Annotated in this window: 17 protein-coding genes; 5 read left to right on the forward strand and 12 right to left on the reverse strand. The window is 72.1% G+C overall.

Translation table 11 applies throughout. The annotated features are described in order from the left end of the window. Window positions 1-66 precede the first annotated feature (66 nt). Together AB0C73_RS26240 and AB0C73_RS26245 are read right to left on the reverse strand one after the other, a co-directional pair. Window positions 67-1,320 carry a VCBS repeat-containing protein gene (locus tag AB0C73_RS26240; RefSeq protein ID WP_362534643.1) on the reverse strand — a complete coding sequence of 418 codons (1,254 nt, stop codon included), beginning with the start codon at window positions 1,318-1,320 and terminating at the stop codon, window positions 67-69. Between the two features lie 47 nt (window positions 1,321-1,367). Next, entirely contained in the window at window positions 1,368-2,204 is an 837-nt protein-coding gene (locus tag AB0C73_RS26245) for a hypothetical protein (RefSeq protein WP_362534645.1), read from the reverse strand. 367 nt (window positions 2,205-2,571) lie between these two features. On the opposite strand from AB0C73_RS26245, the gene AB0C73_RS26250 reads away from it, so the two are divergent. After that, entirely contained in the window at window positions 2,572-4,710 is a 2,139-nt protein-coding gene (locus tag AB0C73_RS26250; protein ID WP_362534648.1) for a hypothetical protein, read from the forward strand. Window positions 4,711-4,737: 27 nt separating this feature from the next. Continuing rightward, window positions 4,738-6,279: a hypothetical protein gene (locus AB0C73_RS26255; protein WP_362534651.1), complete on the forward strand. Its 1,542-nt coding sequence runs from the start codon at window positions 4,738-4,740 to the stop codon at window positions 6,277-6,279. Between the two features lie 33 nt (window positions 6,280-6,312). Here AB0C73_RS26255 and AB0C73_RS26260 read toward each other — a convergent pair whose 3' ends face one another. The 8 genes from AB0C73_RS26260 to hemL all read right to left on the reverse strand — a co-directional run bounded on the left by AB0C73_RS26260 (window position 6,313) and on the right by hemL (window position 14,776). Continuing rightward, entirely contained in the window at window positions 6,313-6,846 is a 534-nt protein-coding gene (locus AB0C73_RS26260) for an SRPBCC domain-containing protein (protein WP_362534653.1), read from the reverse strand. Between the two features lie 63 nt (window positions 6,847-6,909). Then, window positions 6,910-8,004: a c-type cytochrome biogenesis protein CcsB gene (gene ccsB, locus AB0C73_RS26265; protein WP_362534656.1), complete on the reverse strand. Its 1,095-nt coding sequence runs from the start codon at window positions 8,002-8,004 to the stop codon at window positions 6,910-6,912. Next, the gene (locus AB0C73_RS26270) at window positions 8,001-9,818 is read right to left on the reverse strand and encodes a cytochrome c biogenesis protein ResB (RefSeq protein ID WP_362534659.1); all 1,818 of its coding nucleotides are present in this window, start codon (window positions 9,816-9,818) and stop codon (window positions 8,001-8,003) included. The genes ccsB and AB0C73_RS26270 overlap by 4 nt, the downstream gene beginning before the upstream one ends. A 10-nt stretch (window positions 9,819-9,828) precedes the next feature. Further along, window positions 9,829-10,566, reverse strand: coding sequence for a cytochrome c biogenesis protein CcdA (locus AB0C73_RS26275; RefSeq protein WP_362534661.1), 738 nt, complete (start codon window positions 10,564-10,566; stop codon window positions 9,829-9,831). Between the two features lies 1 nt (window position 10,567). Next, on the reverse strand, window positions 10,568-11,176 hold the full coding sequence (locus AB0C73_RS26280) for a TlpA disulfide reductase family protein (RefSeq protein WP_362534664.1): 609 nt from the start codon (window positions 11,174-11,176) through the stop codon (window positions 10,568-10,570). Window positions 11,177-11,323: 147 nt separating this feature from the next. Then, window positions 11,324-12,577, reverse strand: coding sequence for a hypothetical protein (locus AB0C73_RS26285; protein ID WP_362534667.1), 1,254 nt, complete (start codon window positions 12,575-12,577; stop codon window positions 11,324-11,326). Between the two features lie 187 nt (window positions 12,578-12,764). After that, window positions 12,765-13,472: a histidine phosphatase family protein gene (locus AB0C73_RS26290; RefSeq protein ID WP_362534670.1), complete on the reverse strand. Its 708-nt coding sequence runs from the start codon at window positions 13,470-13,472 to the stop codon at window positions 12,765-12,767. Further along, complete coding sequence (gene hemL, locus AB0C73_RS26295) at window positions 13,469-14,776, reverse strand: glutamate-1-semialdehyde 2,1-aminomutase (RefSeq protein ID WP_362534672.1); 1,308 nt, start codon at window positions 14,774-14,776, stop codon at window positions 13,469-13,471. Before hemL ends, AB0C73_RS26290 begins: the two co-directional genes overlap by 4 nt. Before the next feature lie 688 nt (window positions 14,777-15,464). Here hemL and AB0C73_RS26300 point away from each other — a divergent pair. Further along, the gene (locus AB0C73_RS26300; RefSeq protein ID WP_362534778.1) at window positions 15,465-15,968 is read left to right on the forward strand and encodes a hypothetical protein; all 504 of its coding nucleotides are present in this window, start codon (window positions 15,465-15,467) and stop codon (window positions 15,966-15,968) included. 264 nt (window positions 15,969-16,232) lie between these two features. After that, on the forward strand, window positions 16,233-16,622 hold the full coding sequence (locus AB0C73_RS26305) for a MerR family transcriptional regulator (protein ID WP_362534780.1): 390 nt from the start codon (window positions 16,233-16,235) through the stop codon (window positions 16,620-16,622). Between the two features lie 30 nt (window positions 16,623-16,652). On the opposite strand, the gene AB0C73_RS26310 is transcribed toward AB0C73_RS26305, so the two are convergent. Further along, a complete protein-coding gene (locus tag AB0C73_RS26310; protein WP_362534675.1) occupies window positions 16,653-17,528 on the reverse strand; it encodes an ABC transporter substrate-binding protein in 876 nt (291 codons plus the stop codon). A 284-nt stretch (window positions 17,529-17,812) separates the two neighbouring features. Between AB0C73_RS26310 and AB0C73_RS26315 the strand changes: the two genes are divergently transcribed. Next, window positions 17,813-18,058, forward strand: a complete 246-nt coding sequence (locus tag AB0C73_RS26315; RefSeq protein WP_362534679.1) for a hypothetical protein — start codon at window positions 17,813-17,815, stop codon at window positions 18,056-18,058. Here AB0C73_RS26315 and AB0C73_RS26320 read toward each other — a convergent pair. Further along, on the reverse strand, window positions 18,055-18,678 hold the full coding sequence (locus tag AB0C73_RS26320) for a TIGR03086 family metal-binding protein (protein WP_362534682.1): 624 nt from the start codon (window positions 18,676-18,678) through the stop codon (window positions 18,055-18,057). The two genes, AB0C73_RS26315 and AB0C73_RS26320, sit on opposite strands and share 4 nt — an antisense overlap. Window positions 18,679-18,737: the final 59 nt, after the last annotated feature.

The raw sequence follows: 18,737 nt of genomic DNA on the forward strand, positions 1-18,737 counted from the left end.
GCCGCCGTCAACGGCAGGGAGCGGGGCGGGAGTCGCCTCCCGCCCCGCTCCCTTCGCCTGCTCGGGTCAGCGCGGCTGACCCCAGTAGAGCTTGGTCAGGCTGCCGTCGTCGAAGCGCAGGTGGAACTCACCCGTCGACGGACGCCAGATGCCCACGTTGTCCGGGATGCCGCCGTCCCAGTTCGCCGAGACCGGAAGGTCACCCTGGGTGCCCCAGTACAGCTTGGTCAGGCTGCCGTCGTCCATGCGCAGATGGAACTCACCCGTGGACGGACGGAAGATGCCGACGTTGTCCGCCGCGCCGCCGTCCCAGTTGCCGGCGACCGGAAGGTCGCCCTGCTGACCCCAGCTGATCTTGTGCAGGCTGCCGTCGTCGAAGCGCAGGTGGAACTCACCCGTCGACGGACGCCAGATGCCCACGTTGTCCGCGGCCCCGCCGTCCCAGTTCGCCGCCACCGGAAGGTCGCCCTGGGCGCCCCAGTACAGCTTGGTCAGGCTGCCGTCGTCCATACGCAGATGGAACTCACCCGTCGACGGACGGAAGACACCGACGTTGTCCGCCGCGCCGCCGTCCCAGTTCGCCGCCACCGGAAGGTCGCCCTGGGCGCCCCAGTACAGCTTGGTCAGGCTGCCGTCGTCCATGCGCAGATGGAACTCACCCGTCGACGGACGGAAGACACCGACGTTGCCGGCCGCGCCGCCGTCCCAGTTCGCCGCCACCGGAAGGTCACCACCGTCGATGACGTCGTCGACGGCCTTCGCGTAACGGAGCGCCTTGTAGTCGCCGTTGGGGTGCCCGTCGATGGTGGAGGCGTTGATGGACATGCCGGTGATGTGCTTCACCGGGGTCGAGCCGAAGCTGTAGTACGAGAACTTGGTCTTGGCGGCGTCGTCCCACTTGTCGAAGAGGATGACGTGGTCGTAGTAGCTGTTGAGGACGTCGCCGGCCTTCAGCTCGCTGCGGGAGATCCCGTACGTGTCGGGGCTGTCGCCGATGCCGCGGGTGTTGAGGCTGGTGGTCAGGTGCCAGGCCATCGACACGTAGCCGGAGCAGTCCGTGCGGTAGTACTTGCCGTCGGAGTCGGGGTACGAGCCGCCCTGGTTGTACGTGATGCTCTTGCCCAGCCAGTACTTGGCACGCTCGATGATCTCGGTTCTGGAGACGGAACCGCCGGCCGTCGACGAGGAGACCGTGGCGGCGGCCAGGGTCGTGGCGGTGGCGGGCGCGGCCTGGGCCGGAGCCGCGACGGCGGCCGTGGCGGCGAGACCCGCGACGGCGAGGGTGGCGGCGGCACGGACGACGGAACGCTTCATGGACATGGCTGTCTCCTGCGAGGTGGGTGAAGAGAGGGCTGATCCGCTCGGGATCACTTCGTGAGCTGTGCGCCGAGGGTCCGCAGGACAGCGGTGTCGCCCCGGAAGTCGTAGGACGGGGCGGCGGACGCGGAGGCCACCTCGTCGTAGTGGAGGAGCGCGAGGACGTTGCCGCGCTGGACGGCGTAGACGTGGTTCGCCTGGTCGCCGGGGGAGGACAGTCCCTGGACGCCGGTCCAGCGGCGCTGCCAGGAGGTGCCGTCCTCGGTGGTCGCGGTCTGCCGGACGGTCGCGTCCTGGGGCAGCGCGTTCTTCTTCTGGAGCTCCCGGCTGGTCGCCTGGCAGTCCTTCATGGCCCCGACGGCCGTGCGGTACGCGGCGGCGGCCGCGGCCGCGTCGGGGAAGGTGAGGGTGTCCTGGACGGCGATGATGTCGCGCGTCGAGCCGGCGAAGCCCTGCTGGTGCCAGGCGGTGGCCTTCGTGATGTTCACGCACTCGTTGAGCTGGAAGGCGCCGCTGAGGGGGAGCGTCTTGACCTCGCCCATGGGCTTCCACTTCTGGTGGGCGCTGTCCGGGAGTTCGGCCGGCTTGAGCGGGGCGGGCGCGGTGGACCGCCCGGTGGTGGGCTTCCCCGTCGCCTGACCGGCGGGGGCGGTGGTACGGGGCGGGGCCGTGGTCGTACGGGACGGGGCCGGGGCCTTCGACGGGGCCGGGGCCTCGGTTGTGGGAGCGGCCGGGGCGGCGGCGGCGGCCGGTACCGGGGCCTGGGCGTCGGTGTCGGTCGCGGAGGCGCTGGCCTGCTGGCTCACGCCGTAGACGGCGAGGGCCGCGAGGAGGCCCGTGCCGGCGAGAACGGCGTTGCGGGAGCGGCGCTTCCTTGGCATAGACATGACAGAACTCCGGTCGGATGGGTGCGCGAATCAGGTGGATCGGGCAAGACGGGTGGATCAGAGGGATCAGGCGGACCAGCCGGCCCGACCGCCGTCCGGCGGCCTCTCGCCCCCGTCCGTCCCGCCCGGTCTCCCCGGCGGTGATCACTATCTTGCTGAGCCACGGCACCCCCCGGAAGACGAATCCGCTGGCCCCAACGGGCCACGACCCCTTCCGTCCCCGGCCACAGCCCCTTCCGCCCCCGGCCACGGCCGCGAGACCTCCCGCGAACCCCTGCCCGAATGATTGAGCGACGCCAACACCCGGTAGATATCCTGAACTTGAGGATGTGACGGGGCACGTCTGGCGGGATGCGGGGGATTACCGGTGCCGAGAGTCCTGTACGGCCGCGAGGCGGTGCTCCAGCGCACGGGGCTCGCCGCGCGCCTCATCGGGTTGGCGGGCGAGGGGCTCGCCCGGGTGCCGTACGAGCATGGCGACGACCCGCCGGTCGTCGTCTTCACCGGCGGGCGCGGCATGGGCAAGACCGCGCTGCTCAAGCAGCTGCGCGACACCTACAAGGGGGCCACTCCGCTCGCCCTGGTCGACTGCGACCGCATCGAGCCGCCCGCCGACCACGGCCCCGGCTGGACCGAACTGACCGGCGCGCTCGCCGAGTTGGCCGTACAGCTGGCGCCGCGGGTGACCGGGGCGAAGGCGGTGCAGTTCCCGCGCCTGTCGCTCGGTCTGGTCGCGGTCGCGTCGACCGGCTGGTCGCGGGAGGACGAGGAGCGGGCCCAGCGCGACCTGCAGCGGCTCGGACCGGTTCTCTCCACCGTCGACGCCACCAAGGGCGCGGCGGCCAACTGGGTCACCAAGGTGCTCACCAAACTCGCCGCGACCTTCGCCGAGAGCGCCGCGCCGCTCGCCGGACTGCTCGCCGAGGCGACCGTCGAGACCGTCCTGGAGGAGGTCTTCGGACGGATGCAGCAGAAGTCGGAGGGATGGTACGGGAGTTACCGCAACGCGGGCGGCCGCGGCAAGGCCGGGCTCCAGCAGCTCGCCATCGACTTCGAGCAGGGCGGCCGGCGCCGCCGGGAGGCCGAGGGCTTCCTGGTCGGCGCGCTCGTGGAGGACCTGGGCCAGGCCTACAAGGGCCTCACCAAGGTCGGCACCCGGCGCGGCCGGCCCGTCGTGCTGCTCGACAACGCGCACGGCGAGCTCGGCCGCAGGCTCGTCGAGCCGATCCTGCGGGCCCGTCACGAGGGCCGGCGCGACAAGCTGGTGGTGCTCGCCGCCTCCCGGGTCCGCGAGCACGAGGGTCTGCGGCACGCACACCGCCTGAAGCTGCCGGAGACCGCGCACCGCGCGCCCGCCCCGCGCGGCGGCGACGTCACCTCCGGCATCCTCGCGGTCGAACTCACCCCGCTCACATCCGGCCAGACCCAGGCCGCCTTCGACCGGCTCGACCCGTCCGGGCGCACCCCCGCCGACCTGGCGCGCGGTGTGCACCGGCTGACCGGCGGCCGACCGCTCGGCGTCCTGCTGCTCGGCCAGGCCGCCGCCGAGGCGCCGCGCGCCGAACGCCCCGGGCTCACCCCCGGCGCCCTCCTCGACCTGACCGTGGAGCTGCGCGAGGACGCGCACCCGGTGCCGGTCTCCCCGACGCTGCTCGGCGCGCTGCTGCCGCAGCCGCGCCTGGAGCCGTTCACCGTGCTCGCCGCCGCGCACGACGAGGAGTCCGCCCGACTGCTCGCCCACACCCGGCTGCGCGCCGAGTCCCGGGACGGCGACATGGCGCTGCTCGTACGGGACCGGCTGCGCGCCGAGGACTGGGCGGAGGGCCCCGAGCACTTCGTCGCCGACCCGCTGCTCCGCGCCCTGCTGCTGCACCGGCTGCGCTTCGAGGACGCCGACCACCCGCGCTTCGCGGCCTGGCGGGCGGTGCACGAGACCCTGCACCGGCACTACGGGCGGGCCGGCGCGCCCGCCGCCGACCTGCCGTACCGCCTGTTCCACGAGCTCGCCCTGGGCCGGACCGAGGACGCCGTGACCCATCTGCGGACCACGTTCCCGGAGCCGGACGTGGTCGGCTGGCTCGGCCGGCTGCGGTTCGTCGCCTCCGCCCCGTACCCGCGCGAGGCGGGGACCGGCGGGCCGGGGACCCGCGGGCCGGGCAGCGGCGGGCCGGGCGCCGGCGGACCCGACCCGCGCCGGGCCGCCGCCCTGGGACGTCAGGCACGGGACGGCCAGGCGCCCGCCCCGCTCCCCACCGGGCTCGACGCGGACGCGACCGCCCTGCACCTGTCCGTGCACCGGCTGCTGCACGCCGTCTGGCTGCTCACCGACCCGCTCGCCCTGCCCGACGACGAGGTGACCGAGAAGCTCGCGCACGAGCTGCGGCAGCTGTCCGGCCGCCATCTGACCGGCAACAGCCCGCTGTGGGACGCGGCCACCCACTGGCCCAAGGACATTCACGCCTGGCGGCGCCTCTCCCTGCCGCCCGGCCGCGAGGACGGAGTCTGAGGCGATGACGGAACGGAGTCCGAGGCGATGACCGACCGGCTGCGCAATCGCTATCTCTACACCCCGAGACAGAAGTTCTTCGCCGCCGTACTCGCCCTGCTCGTGGTCGGGGTGCCGCTCGGCTGGGCGGTGAAGACCTGGACGACCCCCGAGAACCGTTCCTGCGCGGCAGGCGTCGCCCGCCCCGAGGGCTCCGACGAGTGCGTCGGCGTCAACGGCGACGGCTTCGCCTTCCGGGTCCCCGAACTCGCCGGGATCGCCGGTCTCATCGGACGCGAGAACGCCACCCTCACGTCCGGCGAGTACGCCACCGTCGCCGTCCTGCTGCCGCTCACCTCCCCCGACCCGGGGATGAAGGTCAAGGTGCTGCACGAGCTCCAGGGCGCCTACGCCCGCCAGTACCGGGCCAACCACGAGTCCAACAGCGAGACCCCGAAGATCCGCCTCGTCCTCGCCAACACCGGCCGGAACAACGCCCACTGGCGCACCGCCGTCGACCGGCTCAAGGGCATGACCGGCGCCCCGGACCGGCTGCGCGCGGTCACCGGAGTCGCCACCTCCTCCACCGAGGTACGGCAGGCCGTCACCGCCCTCACCCACGAGGCCGGCCTCGCCGTCGTCGGCACCACCATCACCGCCGACGACATCGCCAACGGCCCAGGCCCCGGCCACAACCGCTTCCCCGGCCTCGCCCGGGTCTCCCCCACCAACAGCGACGAGGCCAAGGCCCTCGCCCACTTCGGGAAGGTGAACGCCGCCCGGGCCCTGCTCGTCCAGGACACGCGCACCGGCGACCACTACACCGACACCCTCAAGTCGGCCTTCGCCGCCTCCCTCAAGGGCGCGCCCTACGAGCCGCAGCTGTTCACCTCGCCCGCCGACCCCACCGAGGAAGGCACCACCGCCAACACGTTCAAGCAGATCACCCACCTCATCTGCGACACCCGCGCCGAGACCGCCTTCTTCGCCGGCCGCCACACCCAGCTGCGCCAGTTCATCAACGCGCTGGGCGCCCGCGGCTGCGTCGAGCGCTCCTTCACCATCCTGACCGGCGACGAGGGCTCGTACCTGGGCGCCGACGCCAAGCTCGACCGGCAGGCCCTCAAGGCGCGCCTCACCGTGCGGTACGCGGCCCTCGCCCACCCCGACGCCTGGCGGCCCGCGCCCGGCCGGCCGGTGCCCGCGACGGGCGGGTCGACGGTCGCGTACAGCACGTTCCTGACGGACATCGCCCGCGCCGCGGAGAAGCCGCCGGCGCTCGCGGACGGGCAGGCGATCGTCGCGTACGACGCGATGGCGACCGCCGTCCACGCGATCCGCCAGGCCACCCCGGACGGCGCCGCCTTCCCGGAGCTCGACGACGTCGCGACCCAGTGGCCGCAGGTCAAGGGCTCGCTACGGGTGCAGGGCGCGGGCGGCTGGATCTGCCTGGACAACTTCGGCAACCCGTACAACAAGGCCGTCCCGATCGTGGAGCTCGCCCAGGACGGCACCCAGCGCTTCGTCGCCATCGCCTGGCCGGAGGGCACCCCGCCGGCGGAGAGCTGCCTGCCGCCGAGGAGGGGGTGAGGGGTCCGGTACGGGCGGGGGCTACGGGAAGGGTCACGGCTCCCACTTCGGCCAGGGGGCCTCGTCCCGCTCGTACAGCTCCCGCAGCTCGCGCCAGCGGGCGTCCGTCCAGTCCCGCCAGTCCGTCGGGTGCCCGTCGAGCGCGAGGCGGAGCCGTTCCAGATGCTCGTGCCAGCCGGCGAGCGCGTCGAGGCGCGCCTCGCGGGTGCCGTGGAACTCGGCGGTGAAACGCAGCACGGTCGATCCGGTGGCGCCCGGCGGGCCCGGTTCCAGGTGGAAGCGGATCCGGCCGTGCGGCGGATCGACCGTGTACTCGGCCACGTACTCGGGGTCCCAGGCGGTCACCCGCCCCGAGACCTCGGTGGGCCCGTTCAGCCAGCGGAGCGTGACGCGGCCGCCGAGCCGGGGCTCCAGCGGATCGGCGGCGCACAGCCACTGCGGCAGCCCCTCGGGCGAGGCGACCGCGGCCCACACCAGCGGCATGGGGTGCGGCAGTCCGACCACGTAGCGCAACGTGTGCGCGTCGCCCTCGTGCGTCTCGCTCCGGCCCGCGGGGATCTCGCTCATACCTCCAGCGTGGCCCCGCGGCCCGGAGCGTGCCAGCTCAGCCGCCCTCGGTCACACCCGCGGTCACACTCCGGCGTAGGAGTGCTTGCTGCTCACGAAGATGTTGACGCCGTAGTAGTTGAAGAGGAAGCAGCCGAAGGCGATGAGCGCGATGTACGCGGCCTTGCGGCCCTTCCAGCCGGCGGTGGCGCGGGCGTGCAGATACGCGGCGTAACCGACCCAGGTGATGAACGCCCAGACCTCCTTCGCGTCCCAGCCCCAGTAGCGGCCCCAGGCGTCACCGGCCCAGATCGCACCGGCGATGATCGTGAAGGTCCACAGGGGGAACGTGGCCGCGTTCACGCGGTACGCGAACTTGTCCAGCGTCGCCGCGGCCGGCAGGCGCTCCATCACGGAGCGGGTGAGGGCGCCGGCCGCACCGCCGTTCGCGAGCTTGTTCTCGTACGAGTCGCGCAGCAGGTAGGCGGCGGTGGCGATGGCCCCCAGGAAGAGCACGCCGCCGCAGATGATCGCGGTGGAGACGTGGATCCACATCCAGTACGAGTGCAGCGCGGGGACGAGCTGGTCGCTCGCGGTGTACAGCACCGTGGTGGCGAGGCCGAGGTCGAGCAGGACCGCGGTGACGAGGGGCAGGCCGATCCAGCGGACGTTCTTCTTCGCGGCCAGGAAGCCGAGGAACGCGCCGACCGCCACCGTGGAGAAGGTGATGGAGAACTCGTACATGTTGCCCCAGGGGGCACGCTCCACGGAGAGCGCCCGGGCGATCACACCGGCGGCCTCGACGAGGAAGGCGAGCGTGGTGAGCGAGACGGCGATCCGGCCGTAGAGGTCGCCCTTCTCGGTGCCGCCGGCCGCGCCGGGGCCGTCGGGCACGTCGCGCGAGCCGGCGGCGGCGCGGGTCACGACCTTCGGCTTGTCGAGGACGGTGGTGCCGCCGGCGGCGGACTTCACCTGGACGGTCACGGCGGGGGCCGTGGCCGTGGACGTGGCGTCCGGCGCGGTCAGCGCGGCGGCCGTACGGGCCACCTTGCTGCGGCTGCCGAGCACCCACTCGGCGATGTAGGTGAGGAAGGCGAGGGTGTAGACGGCCATGGACGAGTAGATGAGCGTGTTGCTCATCTGCGCCAGGCTCTCGTTGGTCGCGGCGGCGAGGATCACTTCTCAGCCCCTTCGGACTCTTCGGCCTCTTCGGCAGGTTCTTCTGCGGATGCTTCCGCGACTTCGACTTCGGACTCGAACTCGGACTCGGACTCGGGGTCGGGGTCCGAGCCCTCGGGCACGGCGTCCGGCTCCGGCTCCGGCGCGGTCGGCGCCGCGTCGTGCAGGGCGGCCGCGAGCTCGGCCAGTTCCTCGGGCAGCTTGGCGGACTCGCTGCGGCCGAGGCCCGCCATCTCGACGACGGTGACGCCGTCCTCGCCCCGTACGGCCCGGACCCAGACCCGGCGCCGCTGGATGAACAGCGAACCGGCGAGTCCGGCGATCGCGGCGACGGAGCCGAGGAGGGCGAGGCCGTTGCCGGGCTGCTGGGAGATCTGGAAGCTGGCCCACTCCTTGATCTCCTTCTCGAAGGTGATCGAGCCGGCGCCGTCGGGCAGCGTCATCGTCTCGCCGGGCAGCAGCCGGTTGGCCTTGCCGGTGCCGCCGGCGACCGCGAACTGCTTCATCTTCGAGGTGTCGAGCTGGTACACGTTCTGCGGCAGACCGGAGTCGACGCGCAGGTCGCCGTGGTAGCCGGTGAGCGCCATCACGGGGTAGTCGAGCGCGGGGAACTGGGAGAGCATCGTGCCCTTGCCCGCGCCGGCGAAGGTCGGCACGAAGAAGGCCTGGAAGCCCAGCTGCTCCTTCTTGCCGTTCTTGTCGCGGTAGCCGTCCATCACCTTGATCGCGCCGGTGGAGGTGACGTTGTTGTCGATGGGCAGCAGCGGCACGGGGCCGCTGGTGACGACCTTGCCGCGGCCGTCGCGGACGGTGACCACCGGGGCGTAGCCGTGGGCGATCAGATAGACCTTGGAGCCGGCGACCTTCAGCGGCTCGTTGACCCGGATGACCGCCTTCTTGTCCGGGCCGCCGTTCTCCGAGTAGCTGACCGCCGCCTCGAAGGTGCGGGCCGTACCGCGCTGGGGGCCGCCCTTCTCGTACGTGCCGGTGAAGCTGTCGAGCTTGAAGCTGAACGGCGCGAGCTCCTCGGCGGAGAACTGGGAGCCGGACTTGAAGTCGTCGTACTGGGTGAGCGTGTTGGAGAAGCCGTCGCCCTCGACGATGAGCTTGCCGCCCTCGGACTTGAACAGCACACCGACGGCGAACGCGACGAGGATGACGATCAGGGCGACATGGAAGAGCAGGTTGCCGGCCTCGCGCAGATAGCCCTTCTCGGCGGCGACGGCGTCACCGGCGGTGTGGGCGCGGAAGCGGCGGCCCTTGAGCACGCCGAGCGCGGCCTCGCGGACGTCCTCGGGATCGGCCTCGGTGCGCCAGGTGGCGTACGCGGGCAGCCGGGTGAGGCGCTTGGGGGCGCCCGGCGGGCGGCCGCGCAGCTGGCCGGTGAACTGCCAGGTGCGGGGCACGATGCAGCCGATGAGGGAGACGAACAGCAGGATGTAGATCGCGGAGAACCACACCGAGCTGTAGACGTCGAAGAGCTGGAGCTTCTCGTAGAGCGGCGCGAGGGTGGTGTGGGCGTCCTTGAACGCCTGCACCTTCATCTCGTTCGCGCTGGTCTGCGGGATGAGCGAGCCGGGCACGGCGCCCAGGGACAGCAGGAAGAGCAGGATCAGCGCGACCCGCATGGAGGTCAGCTGACGCCAGAACCAGCGGATCCAGCCGATGACGCCGAGGGCCGGGCCGCCGACCGCCGTCTCCTCGCGGGGGGCGGTGGACAGTTGGGCCCCGGCCTCGTCGAGGCCGGTCTCGGACTGCTGTGCCGTGTCGGTCACGTCGGCCGCATCGGCCTTGGTCATGTCGGTCTTGCTCATCTCGGAACTCTCAGATCCCCACCGTGAAACCGCTGGACCAGCCCTGCATCGTGGAGACCATGGTGTCCCATGCGCCTGTGAGGAGCAGGATGCCGGTCAGGATCATCATGCCGCCGCCGATCCGCATCACCCAGGCGTAGTGCTTCTTCACCCAGGTGAACGCGCCGAGCGCCTTGCGGAAGGCGACGGCCGTGAGGATGAACGGCAGGCCGAGGCCGAAGCAGTACGCGATGGTCAGCAGCGCCCCGCGGCCGGCGCTGGCCTCGTTCGCGGCGAGCGCGTTGACGGCGGCGAGCGTGGGGCCGATGCAGGGGGTCCAGCCGATGCCGAAGAGCGCGCCGAGCAGCGGCGCGCCGACGAGACCGGTGACGGGCCGCTTGTGGAAGCGGAACTCGCGCTGGGTGAACCAGGGCATGAGGCCCATGAAGAACACGCCCATGAGGATCATGAGCACGCCGAGGACGGTCGTCAGGGTCTCGCGGTGCTCCTGGAGCGTCCAGCCGAAGAAGCCGAAGAGCGCGCCGCTGGAGACGAACACGGCGGAGAAGCCGAGGACGAAGAGCGCGGCGCCGGCGGTCATCCGGCCGCGCCGGGCCTCGCCGAGGTCGGTGCCGGTGACCCCGGTCACGTAACTCAGGTAACCGGGGACGAGCGGCAGGACGCAGGGCGAGAAGAAGGAGACGAGGCCGCCGAGCACGGCGATGGGCAGCGCGAGGAGGAGCGCCCCGTCGAAGACCGTCTCGTTCACGTCACTTCTCCGCGAGCAGCGGGTCGATCATGGTCTTGAGCTTGGTCTCGTCGAGTGCCATGAGGGAGCGCGCGGCGATCTTGCCGTTCTTGTCGAGCACGATCGTGGACGGGATGGCCTGGGGGATCAGGGAGCCCTTGGGGAACCCGGAGAGGATGATCTTCCCGGCGGGGTCGTAGAAGCTCGGGTACGTGATGTCGTAGTCCGACTCGAAGTTGACCGCGTCCTGCTTCTTGAAGTCGCGGGTGTTGACCCCGACGAACTCGACGCCCTTGCCCTGGTACGCCTTGGAGACCTTCGCGAAGTTGGGCGCCTCGGCGCGGCAGGGGCTGCACCAGGAGCCCCAGACGTTGAGGACGACGACCTTGCCCTTGAAGTCGGCGACGTCGAGCGGCTTGCCGTCGAGGGTCTCCCCGGCGAGCTTGTTCGGCGCCTGGCGCTCGCCCTTGGCGACGGTGGCGATTCCGCCCGTGTTGGTCACGAAGTTGGTGTCGCCGCCGCCGCCCGACTTGCCCTTGGAGTCGGAGCTGCAGGCGGTCAGCGTCGCGAGCGCGGCGGCCAGGACGACGACCGCCGGCAGGGCGCGACGAGGGGCACGGCTAAGGCTCATGTGAAAAGTTTCGCATGGGCGATTCGCCGATCTTGGGCACCCCCACTACGTGCCCGTAACGCCCCTTGTCAAGATCGCCTAAACCGGGGTAGGGCGGAGCCGGGCCGACAGGGGAACGCCTCCCGGAAGACCGCCGGGGAGGACCGCCTAGGCCGGGCGCAGGAACGTGTTCCAGCCGCCCGCCGGGGACTGTCCGACCTCCAGGGTACGCAGCTTGGCGAGGATCTTCGGGTCCTGGACGTCCAGCCAGTCGGTGAACTGCTTGAAGGAGACGAGCCGCACGTCCTTCTTGCCGGCGATGCCCTTCAGCGCCTCCTCGACGGCGTCCATGTAGATGCCGCCGTTCCACTGCTCGAAGTGGTTGCCGACGAAGAAGGGCGCGCGGTTGGACTCGTACGCGCGGTTGAAACCGGCCAGGTAGGCCTCGGCGGCCTGCCGGCGCCAGCCGGGATAGCGCGAGGGCATGCCCTTGGTCGTGTTCTTCGACTGGTTGGCGAGCATGTTGTAGTCCATGGACAGGACCTCGAAGGAGTGCCCGGGGAAGGGCACCGCCTGGAGCGGCAGGTCCCAGATGCCGCCGCGCTTGACCGGCCACATCTGGCGGCCGCCGGGCGAGCTCGCGTCGTAACGCCAGCCGAGGCGCTTGGCGGTGGGCAGCAGGTTGTCCTGGCCGAGGAGGCAGGGGGTGCGGCCGCCGGCGAGCTCCTTGGTGTAGTCGAAGGGCAGCGCGGGGAGGTCGGTCCAGCCGGTGTTGGTCTTCCACTGGGTGACGAAGCCGACGGCCTGGTCGATCTCGTTCTGCCACTGCGCCGGGGTCCAGTGGGCGACCGAGCCGGAGCCGCCGCAGAAGTGCCCGTTGAAGTGGGTGCCGATCTCGTGTCCGTCGAGCCAGGCCTGACGGATGTTCTTCAGCGTCTCCTTGATGTGGTCGTCGGTCAGGTAGCCGATGTCGGAGGCGCCGACGCGGTTGTTCGGCGGGCGGTAGAGGTCCTTCTTGGACTCGGGCAGCAGATAGAGCCCGGAGAGGAAGAAGGTCATCGCCGCGTCGTGGTTCTTGGCGAGTTCGAGGAAGCGCGGGAAGAGACCGTTGCCGACCTCGCCGGCGCCGTCCCAGGAGAAGATGACGAACTGCGGCGGGGTCTGGCCGGGTTCGAGCGGCACGGGGGCGTCGGGCTGGTTCGGCTGCTTTCCGGTGTCGGAGGTGGAACCGTCACCGATCGGACGGCCGTCGTCCTGGGTGGGCGTGGCGGGATCGCTGGGCGCACCGCTGACGTCACCGCCCTTGCCGGGTCCGGAACGTCCCGTGTTGTCCTTGTCGTTGCCGCTGCATCCGGCCAGTCCCAGTGCTGCGGCGGCACCGACTCCCGCTCCGAGCAGACTCCTCCGATTGATCCCGCGCATGACATCCCCATTCGCGCTGACGTAAGACCTGAACGTCATCCAAACCGACAATGAGTGAGATGACGGTATGAACACGGAGGTTCCGGGAATTAGCACAAAAATTTCAGGGCGACCGGGCCGTGTCCTCTGCCCGGTCGCCCTGAATGATGGAGCGAGTGGTGGTGCCGTGGCTACGGCGGGGTGCCGGCTACGCGCCGAAGGCCTTCGCCTTCCCCTTCACCGGCTTCGCGCCCGCGCGCAGATGCACCGGCACGAGGTCGATCGCCGGCTCGCTGTACCCGACCGACACGATCTTGTCGCCGCGGTACGTGAACGAGGTCAGCGAGGCGAGCGTGCACTGCCGGCGCCGCGGGTCGTGCCACAGGCGCCGCTTCTCGACGAAGCTGCGCACGATCCAGATCGGCAGCTGGTGGCTGACGCACACCGCCTCGTGACCGCGCGCCGCGTCCTTCGCCGCGTCCAGGGCGCCCATCATCCGTACGACCTGCTCGACGTACGGCTCGCCCCAGGACGGCTTGAACGGGTTGGTGAGGTGCTTCCAGTTGCCCGGCTTCTTCAGCGCGCCGTCGCCGACGCCGAAGGTCTTTCCCTCGAACACGTTCGCCGCCTCGATCAGGCGCTCGTCCGTGGCCAGGCTCAGGCCGTGCGTCTTGGCGATCGGCGTCGCCGTCTCCTGCGCCCGCTCCAGGGGCGAGGCCACGACATGGGTGATGTCCCGGTCGGCGAGGGCCTCGGCGACCCGGTCGGCCATCTGCCGGCCGAGCTCGGAGAGGTGGTAGCCGGACCGGCGCCCGTAGAGCACGCCGTCCGGGTTGTGCACCTCGCCGTGCCGCATGAGGTGGACGACGGTGATGTCCTCGTCGCTCTTCGGCAGGCTGCTCGTCATGTCGCTCATGCGGTCGCCTCCGCGGCGGCCCGGGCCGCGGCCGGCAGCGCGGCGGCGATCCGCTCCACCGCGCGCTCGTCGTGGGCGGTGGACACGAACCAGGACTCGAAGGCCGACGGCGGCAGGTAGACGCCGTCCGCGAGCATCGAGTGGAAGAAGGCGTTGAAGCGGAAGGCCTCCTGCTTCTTCGCGTCCTCGTAGTTCCGCACCTCGCCGTCGGTGAAGAAGACGGAGAACATGTTGGACGCGGTCTGCAGCCGGTGCGCCACGCCCTCCTTGGTGAGCGCGCCGGTGACGAGCTGCCGGATCTCCTTCGACACCGCGTCGACCTTCTCGTACGCGGCGGGGTCGAGCAGCCGCAGCTGCGCGAGGCCGGCGGCGGTGGCGACCGGGTTACCGGACAGGGTGCCCGCCTGGTAGACCGGGCCGGCCGGGGCGAGGTGGCCCATGACGTCGGCGCGGCCGCCGAAGGCCGCGGCCGGGAAGCCGCCGCCCATGACCTTGCCGAAGGTCATCAGGTCGGGCTTGACGCCGTCGACGCCGTACCAGCCGGCCCGCGAGGTGCGGAAGCCGGTCATGACCTCGTCGGAGATGTACAGGGCGCCGTTCTTCGCGCAGGCGTCCTTCAGGCCCTGGTTGAAGCCGGGCAGCGGCGGGACGACGCCCATGTTGCCGGGCGAGGCCTCGGTGATCACACAGGCGATCTCGCCCGGGTGGCGCTGGAAGGCCTCGTGCACGGCCTCGATGTCGTTGTACGGAAGGACGATGGTGTCACCGGCCTGCGCGCCGGTCACGCCGGGCGTGTCGGGCAGGCCGAAGGTGGCGACACCGGAGCCGGCCGCGGCCAGCAGCGCGTCCACGTGCCCGTGGTAGCAGCCGGCGAACTTGACGACCTTCGCGCGCCCGGTGAAGCCGCGGGCGAGCCGGATCGCCGACATCGTCGCCTCGGTGCCGGAGGAGACGAGCCGCACCTGCTCGACCGGCTCGATGCGCGCCACGATCTCCTCGGCGAGCGCGACCTCGCCCTCGCCGGGCGTGCCGAAGGAGGTGCCGCGCGCCACGGCCGCCTGCACCGCAGCCGTCACCTCGGGGTGCGCGTGACCGAGGATCATCGGCCCCCACGAGCAGACCAGGTCGACGTACTCGCGACCGTCCGCGTCGGTGAGGTACGGACCGGTACCGGACACCATGAACCGGGGCGTTCCGCCCACGGCCCGGAAGGCCCGCACCGGCGAATTCACGCCGCCGGGCGTCACAAGGGAGGCGCGGTCGAAAAGCGTCTGTGAGACTGGGGCTTCGTATGAATACGGCACTGTGATCCTGACCTGATCCTGACCTGCGAGGACGACGTCGAGTACGTGGGAACGGTGTGGGCACCCTGTGAATTACGCCGGGGCGTGTCTCCGTCGCGTCTGCGAAACTGGGGCGTCATAAGGATGGCTCACGGAATCCATGGTGTCAGAGGCCACGGCGATCTTGCGGACAGGTGTTTCACCGTACGACCGTGGGGGAGGTCACTGTCACGATGATCGGGCCGCGCGCGCGGGCGGCGGGCCGGAACAGCAGTCGGGTGGAGATATGCATCGCGGTGGCGGACCGGGCGAGGGGACGGACGACCTGGGCCCCGACCCTGTCCGGAGGGGGCGGCACCGGCGCCGGAGGACGGAAGAGCCGCGGGCCAACGAGCCGAGGACGGGCGGCGGCGAGCCCCCGAAGCCGGCCGCCGAGCCGGCCAAGCCGGCCAGACCGGCCGATGCCCCGGACCGGGGACGGCCGGCCCCCAGCCCTGCCCAGGGCCCGGGCTCGGGCTCGGTCCCGGGCTCCGTCCCGGGTTTCGACCGGAACCAGAACGTCGACCGGGGCCAGGGCCTTGACCGGAGCCAGGGCCTTGACCGGAGCCAGTCGGCGCCCGAAGAGTCGCAGTCACGCCTCAGCCGCGCCCGGGCCCGCCGCGCCGCCCGGGCCCGCGAGGCCGGCCCGGTCGAGGGCTCGGTGACCCCGGTGCACGGGAACCCGGACGCGGGCGGGAACGGAAACGGGAGCGGAAGCGGGAGCGGGAGTGGGCGCTTGGGCGTCACGTACAAGTACTTCGGCGCGCCGGACGGTGCGACGGCGGCCCGCGTCCCGATCTCGATGCGCCCCGAGGAACTCGGCGGCGACGAACTCGGCATGGGCGGCATGTTCACCAAGATCAAGCCGGAGACCATAGCCGCGATGGTCCTCACGGGCATCCAGGGCATGCCGCTCCACAAGGTCCCGCCCCTGGAGCTCGTGGTCCTCCACCCCGACTACGCCGTCGTCAAGCTCCCGATGACGGTCGTCGACCCCCTCCGCGGCATCGGCGAGGAATCCGTCGGTGCCGCCGCCTTCATCTGGTCCACGGTCCCCGACCGCGGCGGCCCGCAGGACGCCTTCAACGTCTACCGGCTCCTCCACGAGTGGCAGGACTTCAGCCACCGTCTCCACGAGGCGGGGCACCAGCCGTACTGCCTGGTCTGGCCCTGACCCGGGCGAGCCCCCTCACCGTCGAAGACCACCCGCGCGCACCCGAACGCCCTCGCCGGAACAGCACCGGCCCACCACCGGTCTACCGGCGGCCCACCACCGGCCTACCGCCGGCCTACCGGCGGGCGTTTCGCCACAGTTCCGGCACTCATAAGTGCTGAAGTTAGGACGAGTCGGATGTAATGCGCGGATGCCGCGCCTGCCGCGCCCCGGTCCAGGGGCCCCGAGGAAGGACCCGATGTGCTCAGCAGCACCGTGCGCCCCATGAAGATCGGCGAGGTCGCGGCCCGGACCGAACTGTCCCTGCGCACCATCCGCCAGTACGAGGACAGCGGCCTGGTCGTCCCGTCCGCGTCCTCCGAGGGCGGCTTCCCGCTCTACACCGACGCCGACGTGGCCCGCCTGATGGTGGTCCGCCGGATGAAGCCGCTCGGCTTCACCCTCGACGAGACCCGCGAACTCCTCGACGCCGTCGACCGCCTCTCCGCCGACCTCCCCGACACCCCGACCGAACTCGACCCGCCCGTCCGCGCCGCCCTCGTGTCGCGCGTCCACCGCTACGAGCAGGCCGCGGCCGAACGCGTCGCGGAACTCCGCGCCCAGCTGGCCCGCGCGGAGGAGTTCGCGAACTCGCTGCGGGCACGGCTGCCGTAGGGGTCGGCCCCCGGCGCCGCCGTCCGGCCGTCACACGGACGGGTCCTCCAGGGCCGCCGTCAGGTCCTGGAAGAAGCGGGTGAAGGCGGCGGGGCTCGGCGGGGTTTCCGGGTTCCAGGGGGTGAGGCGGGCGCCCGGCGGGACCACATGCGGCGGGGCCGCGTTCGCGCGGCTGTCGAAGAGCACCAGGCCGGGGGCGAGGCCCACCGCGTACGCCCAGTCCGTGGTCAGCCAGTTCGCGCCGGGGCCCGGGCCCGGGTCCACGAACCGCACACCCAGTTCGGCAAGCCGCGCCAGCTCCGGCCACGCCTGCGGCCGGGCCAGATACACCTGCTCGGGACCGGCGCCGGACAGCGCGAGCACCCGCAGGCCGGTGCGGCCGGCGGCGGCCCGCAGCGCGGCCTCCGCGTCCCCGACCGGCCCGGTGGCGGCACCCGCCGCCCCCAGCGACCCGGCCAGCTCCCCGAAACGCGCCACGATCGCCGCGAGCGGCAGCTCGTTGCCCACGGACAGCGCCACGAGCGGCACCCCGAGCCGCTCCGCGAGCCCCTCGTCCAGGGCGTACGCACTCTTGCCGTCGTACGTCACGTCCACGACCAGGTCGACCTCGCCGGCCTCCGCCACGCGCGCGTGGGTCAGGGTCCGGCCCGGGCCCAGGTACGGCACCCCCGCCGCCGCGAGCCCGCCCGCCTTCACCGGGTCGAGCGCCTCCCCGTCGTGCCCGGAGCCGTAGACCGCGACCGGCCGCACCCCCAGGTCGAGCAGGGCGGCGCCGGCCCGTACGTACGCGAGCACCCGCGTCGGGCGGTGCGCCGCCGTCAGGCCCGTACCCCGGTCGTCCCTGAAGGCCCACACCCGTGCGCCACCTGTGTCCGTCGCGTCCACCGTGTCCGTCGCGTCCGACATTCGGCTGCCCCTCCCCCGGCCGGAAACTCCGTCCCCGCCACCTTGAAGCGGTTCCCGGGCCCGCACAAGAGGGCCTCGGGGAGGGGCGGGGGCCCGGGAACGGGCAGGACTTTGGTCCCGGGGACCCCTGCCGAAAGACCCCCAGGGTGGTGTTAACTGAACGGGTCGGGAGGAAGCAGCAGCAATCGTCAGTCCCGTACGGGGCGTGCCCGCCACCCGCCACGTGCCACCTGCCATGGCGCGCGCCGCCCCCGCCGTACGGTCCCGTGCCCCCGGAGTCAGCCATGACCTTGCCCGGCCAGTTCTCGGACCCCCGTGTGATCACCCTCGTCGGCCTGCTCGCCGTCACGGCGGCCACGTGGGTCGTCCTGGGCCTGCACCGCGCCCGCGCCCGCCGCGAGTGCTCGCGCGCCCCGCTGGAACGCGTGTGGCACCCGCAGGAGACGATCGAGCTCACGGCGGACGAAGAACGGGCCTTCGGCCAGGTCGTGTCCCACCTGTCGCTGGGCTCGGCGGGCCGGATCCGCTAGCCCGGAGCGCCGCCGGACAGCCCGTGGGAGAGCTTCGCGCTCGGGTCGCGTCCGGTCAGCGCGAGCAGCCGCTCGAAGGGAGTCGCAGCAGCCGAGCCGCCCTCCGCCTCCGGCAGGTGCACCTCCGGACCGAAGAAGCCCATCTCCCGTGCCGTCGGCGCCATCTCCACCACCTCCCCCGCGAGCCCCGTGACGACCTCCGCGTCCGGCTCGAAGGGCCGGCCGGTCGCCCGCGCCAGGTCCCAGGCGTGCACCGTCAGATCGAGCAGCGCCATGGCGGCGACCGTCCGCGCGGGCAGGGCCATCGCGCCGGCCGTACCCTCCTCGGCGCCGGGCTCGGCCCAGGCGCCGACCAGCCGCCCGGCCTCCGTCCCGAAGCGCGCCCGCCAGTCCGGCTCCGCGAGCCGGTCCGGGTCGGGGCCCGCGAAGTCGGCCGGCTGCCTGGCGGCGAGCAGCGTGAAGTTCTCGACCACCCGGAAGAGGTGGTTCAGCAGCCCGTGCACGTCGTACTCCGCGCAGGGCGTCGGCGTGCCCAGCGCCTCGTCCGGGGTGGCGCGCACCAGGGGCACGGCGCGGGCGGCGGCGGTCTCGAGCAGATCGGCGATGCGGTGATCGGTCATGGTCCCGAAGCTAGAGCGAAGGGCCGGAACGGTCTTGAAAAAACGCGCCAGGCCGGAGG

It is taken from the genome of Streptomyces sp. NPDC048623, assembly GCF_040650755.1.
Lineage (GTDB): Bacteria > Actinomycetota > Actinomycetes > Streptomycetales > Streptomycetaceae > Streptomyces.

What these genes read in the sequence shown, in the direction of transcription:
- AB0C73_RS26240 (WP_362534643.1), bottom strand. Translation starts at nt 1,320, where the DNA reads ATGTCCATGAAGCGTTCCGTCGTCCGTGCCGCCGCCACCCTCGCCGTC.
- AB0C73_RS26245 (WP_362534645.1), bottom strand. Translation starts at nt 2,204, where the DNA reads ATGTCTATGCCAAGGAAGCGCCGCTCCCGCAACGCCGTTCTCGCCGGC.
- AB0C73_RS26255 (WP_362534651.1), top strand. Translation starts at nt 4,738, where the DNA reads ATGACCGACCGGCTGCGCAATCGCTATCTCTACACCCCGAGACAGAAG.
- AB0C73_RS26260 (WP_362534653.1), bottom strand. Translation starts at nt 6,846, where the DNA reads ATGAGCGAGATCCCCGCGGGCCGGAGCGAGACGCACGAGGGCGACGCG.
- AB0C73_RS26270 (WP_362534659.1), bottom strand. Translation starts at nt 9,818, where the DNA reads ATGAGCAAGACCGACATGACCAAGGCCGATGCGGCCGACGTGACCGAC.
- AB0C73_RS26280 (WP_362534664.1), bottom strand. Translation starts at nt 11,176, where the DNA reads ATGAGCCTTAGCCGTGCCCCTCGTCGCGCCCTGCCGGCGGTCGTCGTC.
- AB0C73_RS26285 (WP_362534667.1), bottom strand. Translation starts at nt 12,577, where the DNA reads ATGCGCGGGATCAATCGGAGGAGTCTGCTCGGAGCGGGAGTCGGTGCC.
- AB0C73_RS26290 (WP_362534670.1), bottom strand. Translation starts at nt 13,472, where the DNA reads ATGAGCGACATGACGAGCAGCCTGCCGAAGAGCGACGAGGACATCACC.
- AB0C73_RS26305 (WP_362534780.1), top strand. Translation starts at nt 16,233, where the DNA reads ATGAAGATCGGCGAGGTCGCGGCCCGGACCGAACTGTCCCTGCGCACC.
- AB0C73_RS26310 (WP_362534675.1), bottom strand. Translation starts at nt 17,528, where the DNA reads ATGTCGGACGCGACGGACACGGTGGACGCGACGGACACAGGTGGCGCA.
- AB0C73_RS26315 (WP_362534679.1), top strand. Translation starts at nt 17,813, where the DNA reads ATGACCTTGCCCGGCCAGTTCTCGGACCCCCGTGTGATCACCCTCGTC.
- AB0C73_RS26320 (WP_362534682.1), bottom strand. Translation starts at nt 18,678, where the DNA reads ATGACCGATCACCGCATCGCCGATCTGCTCGAGACCGCCGCCGCCCGC.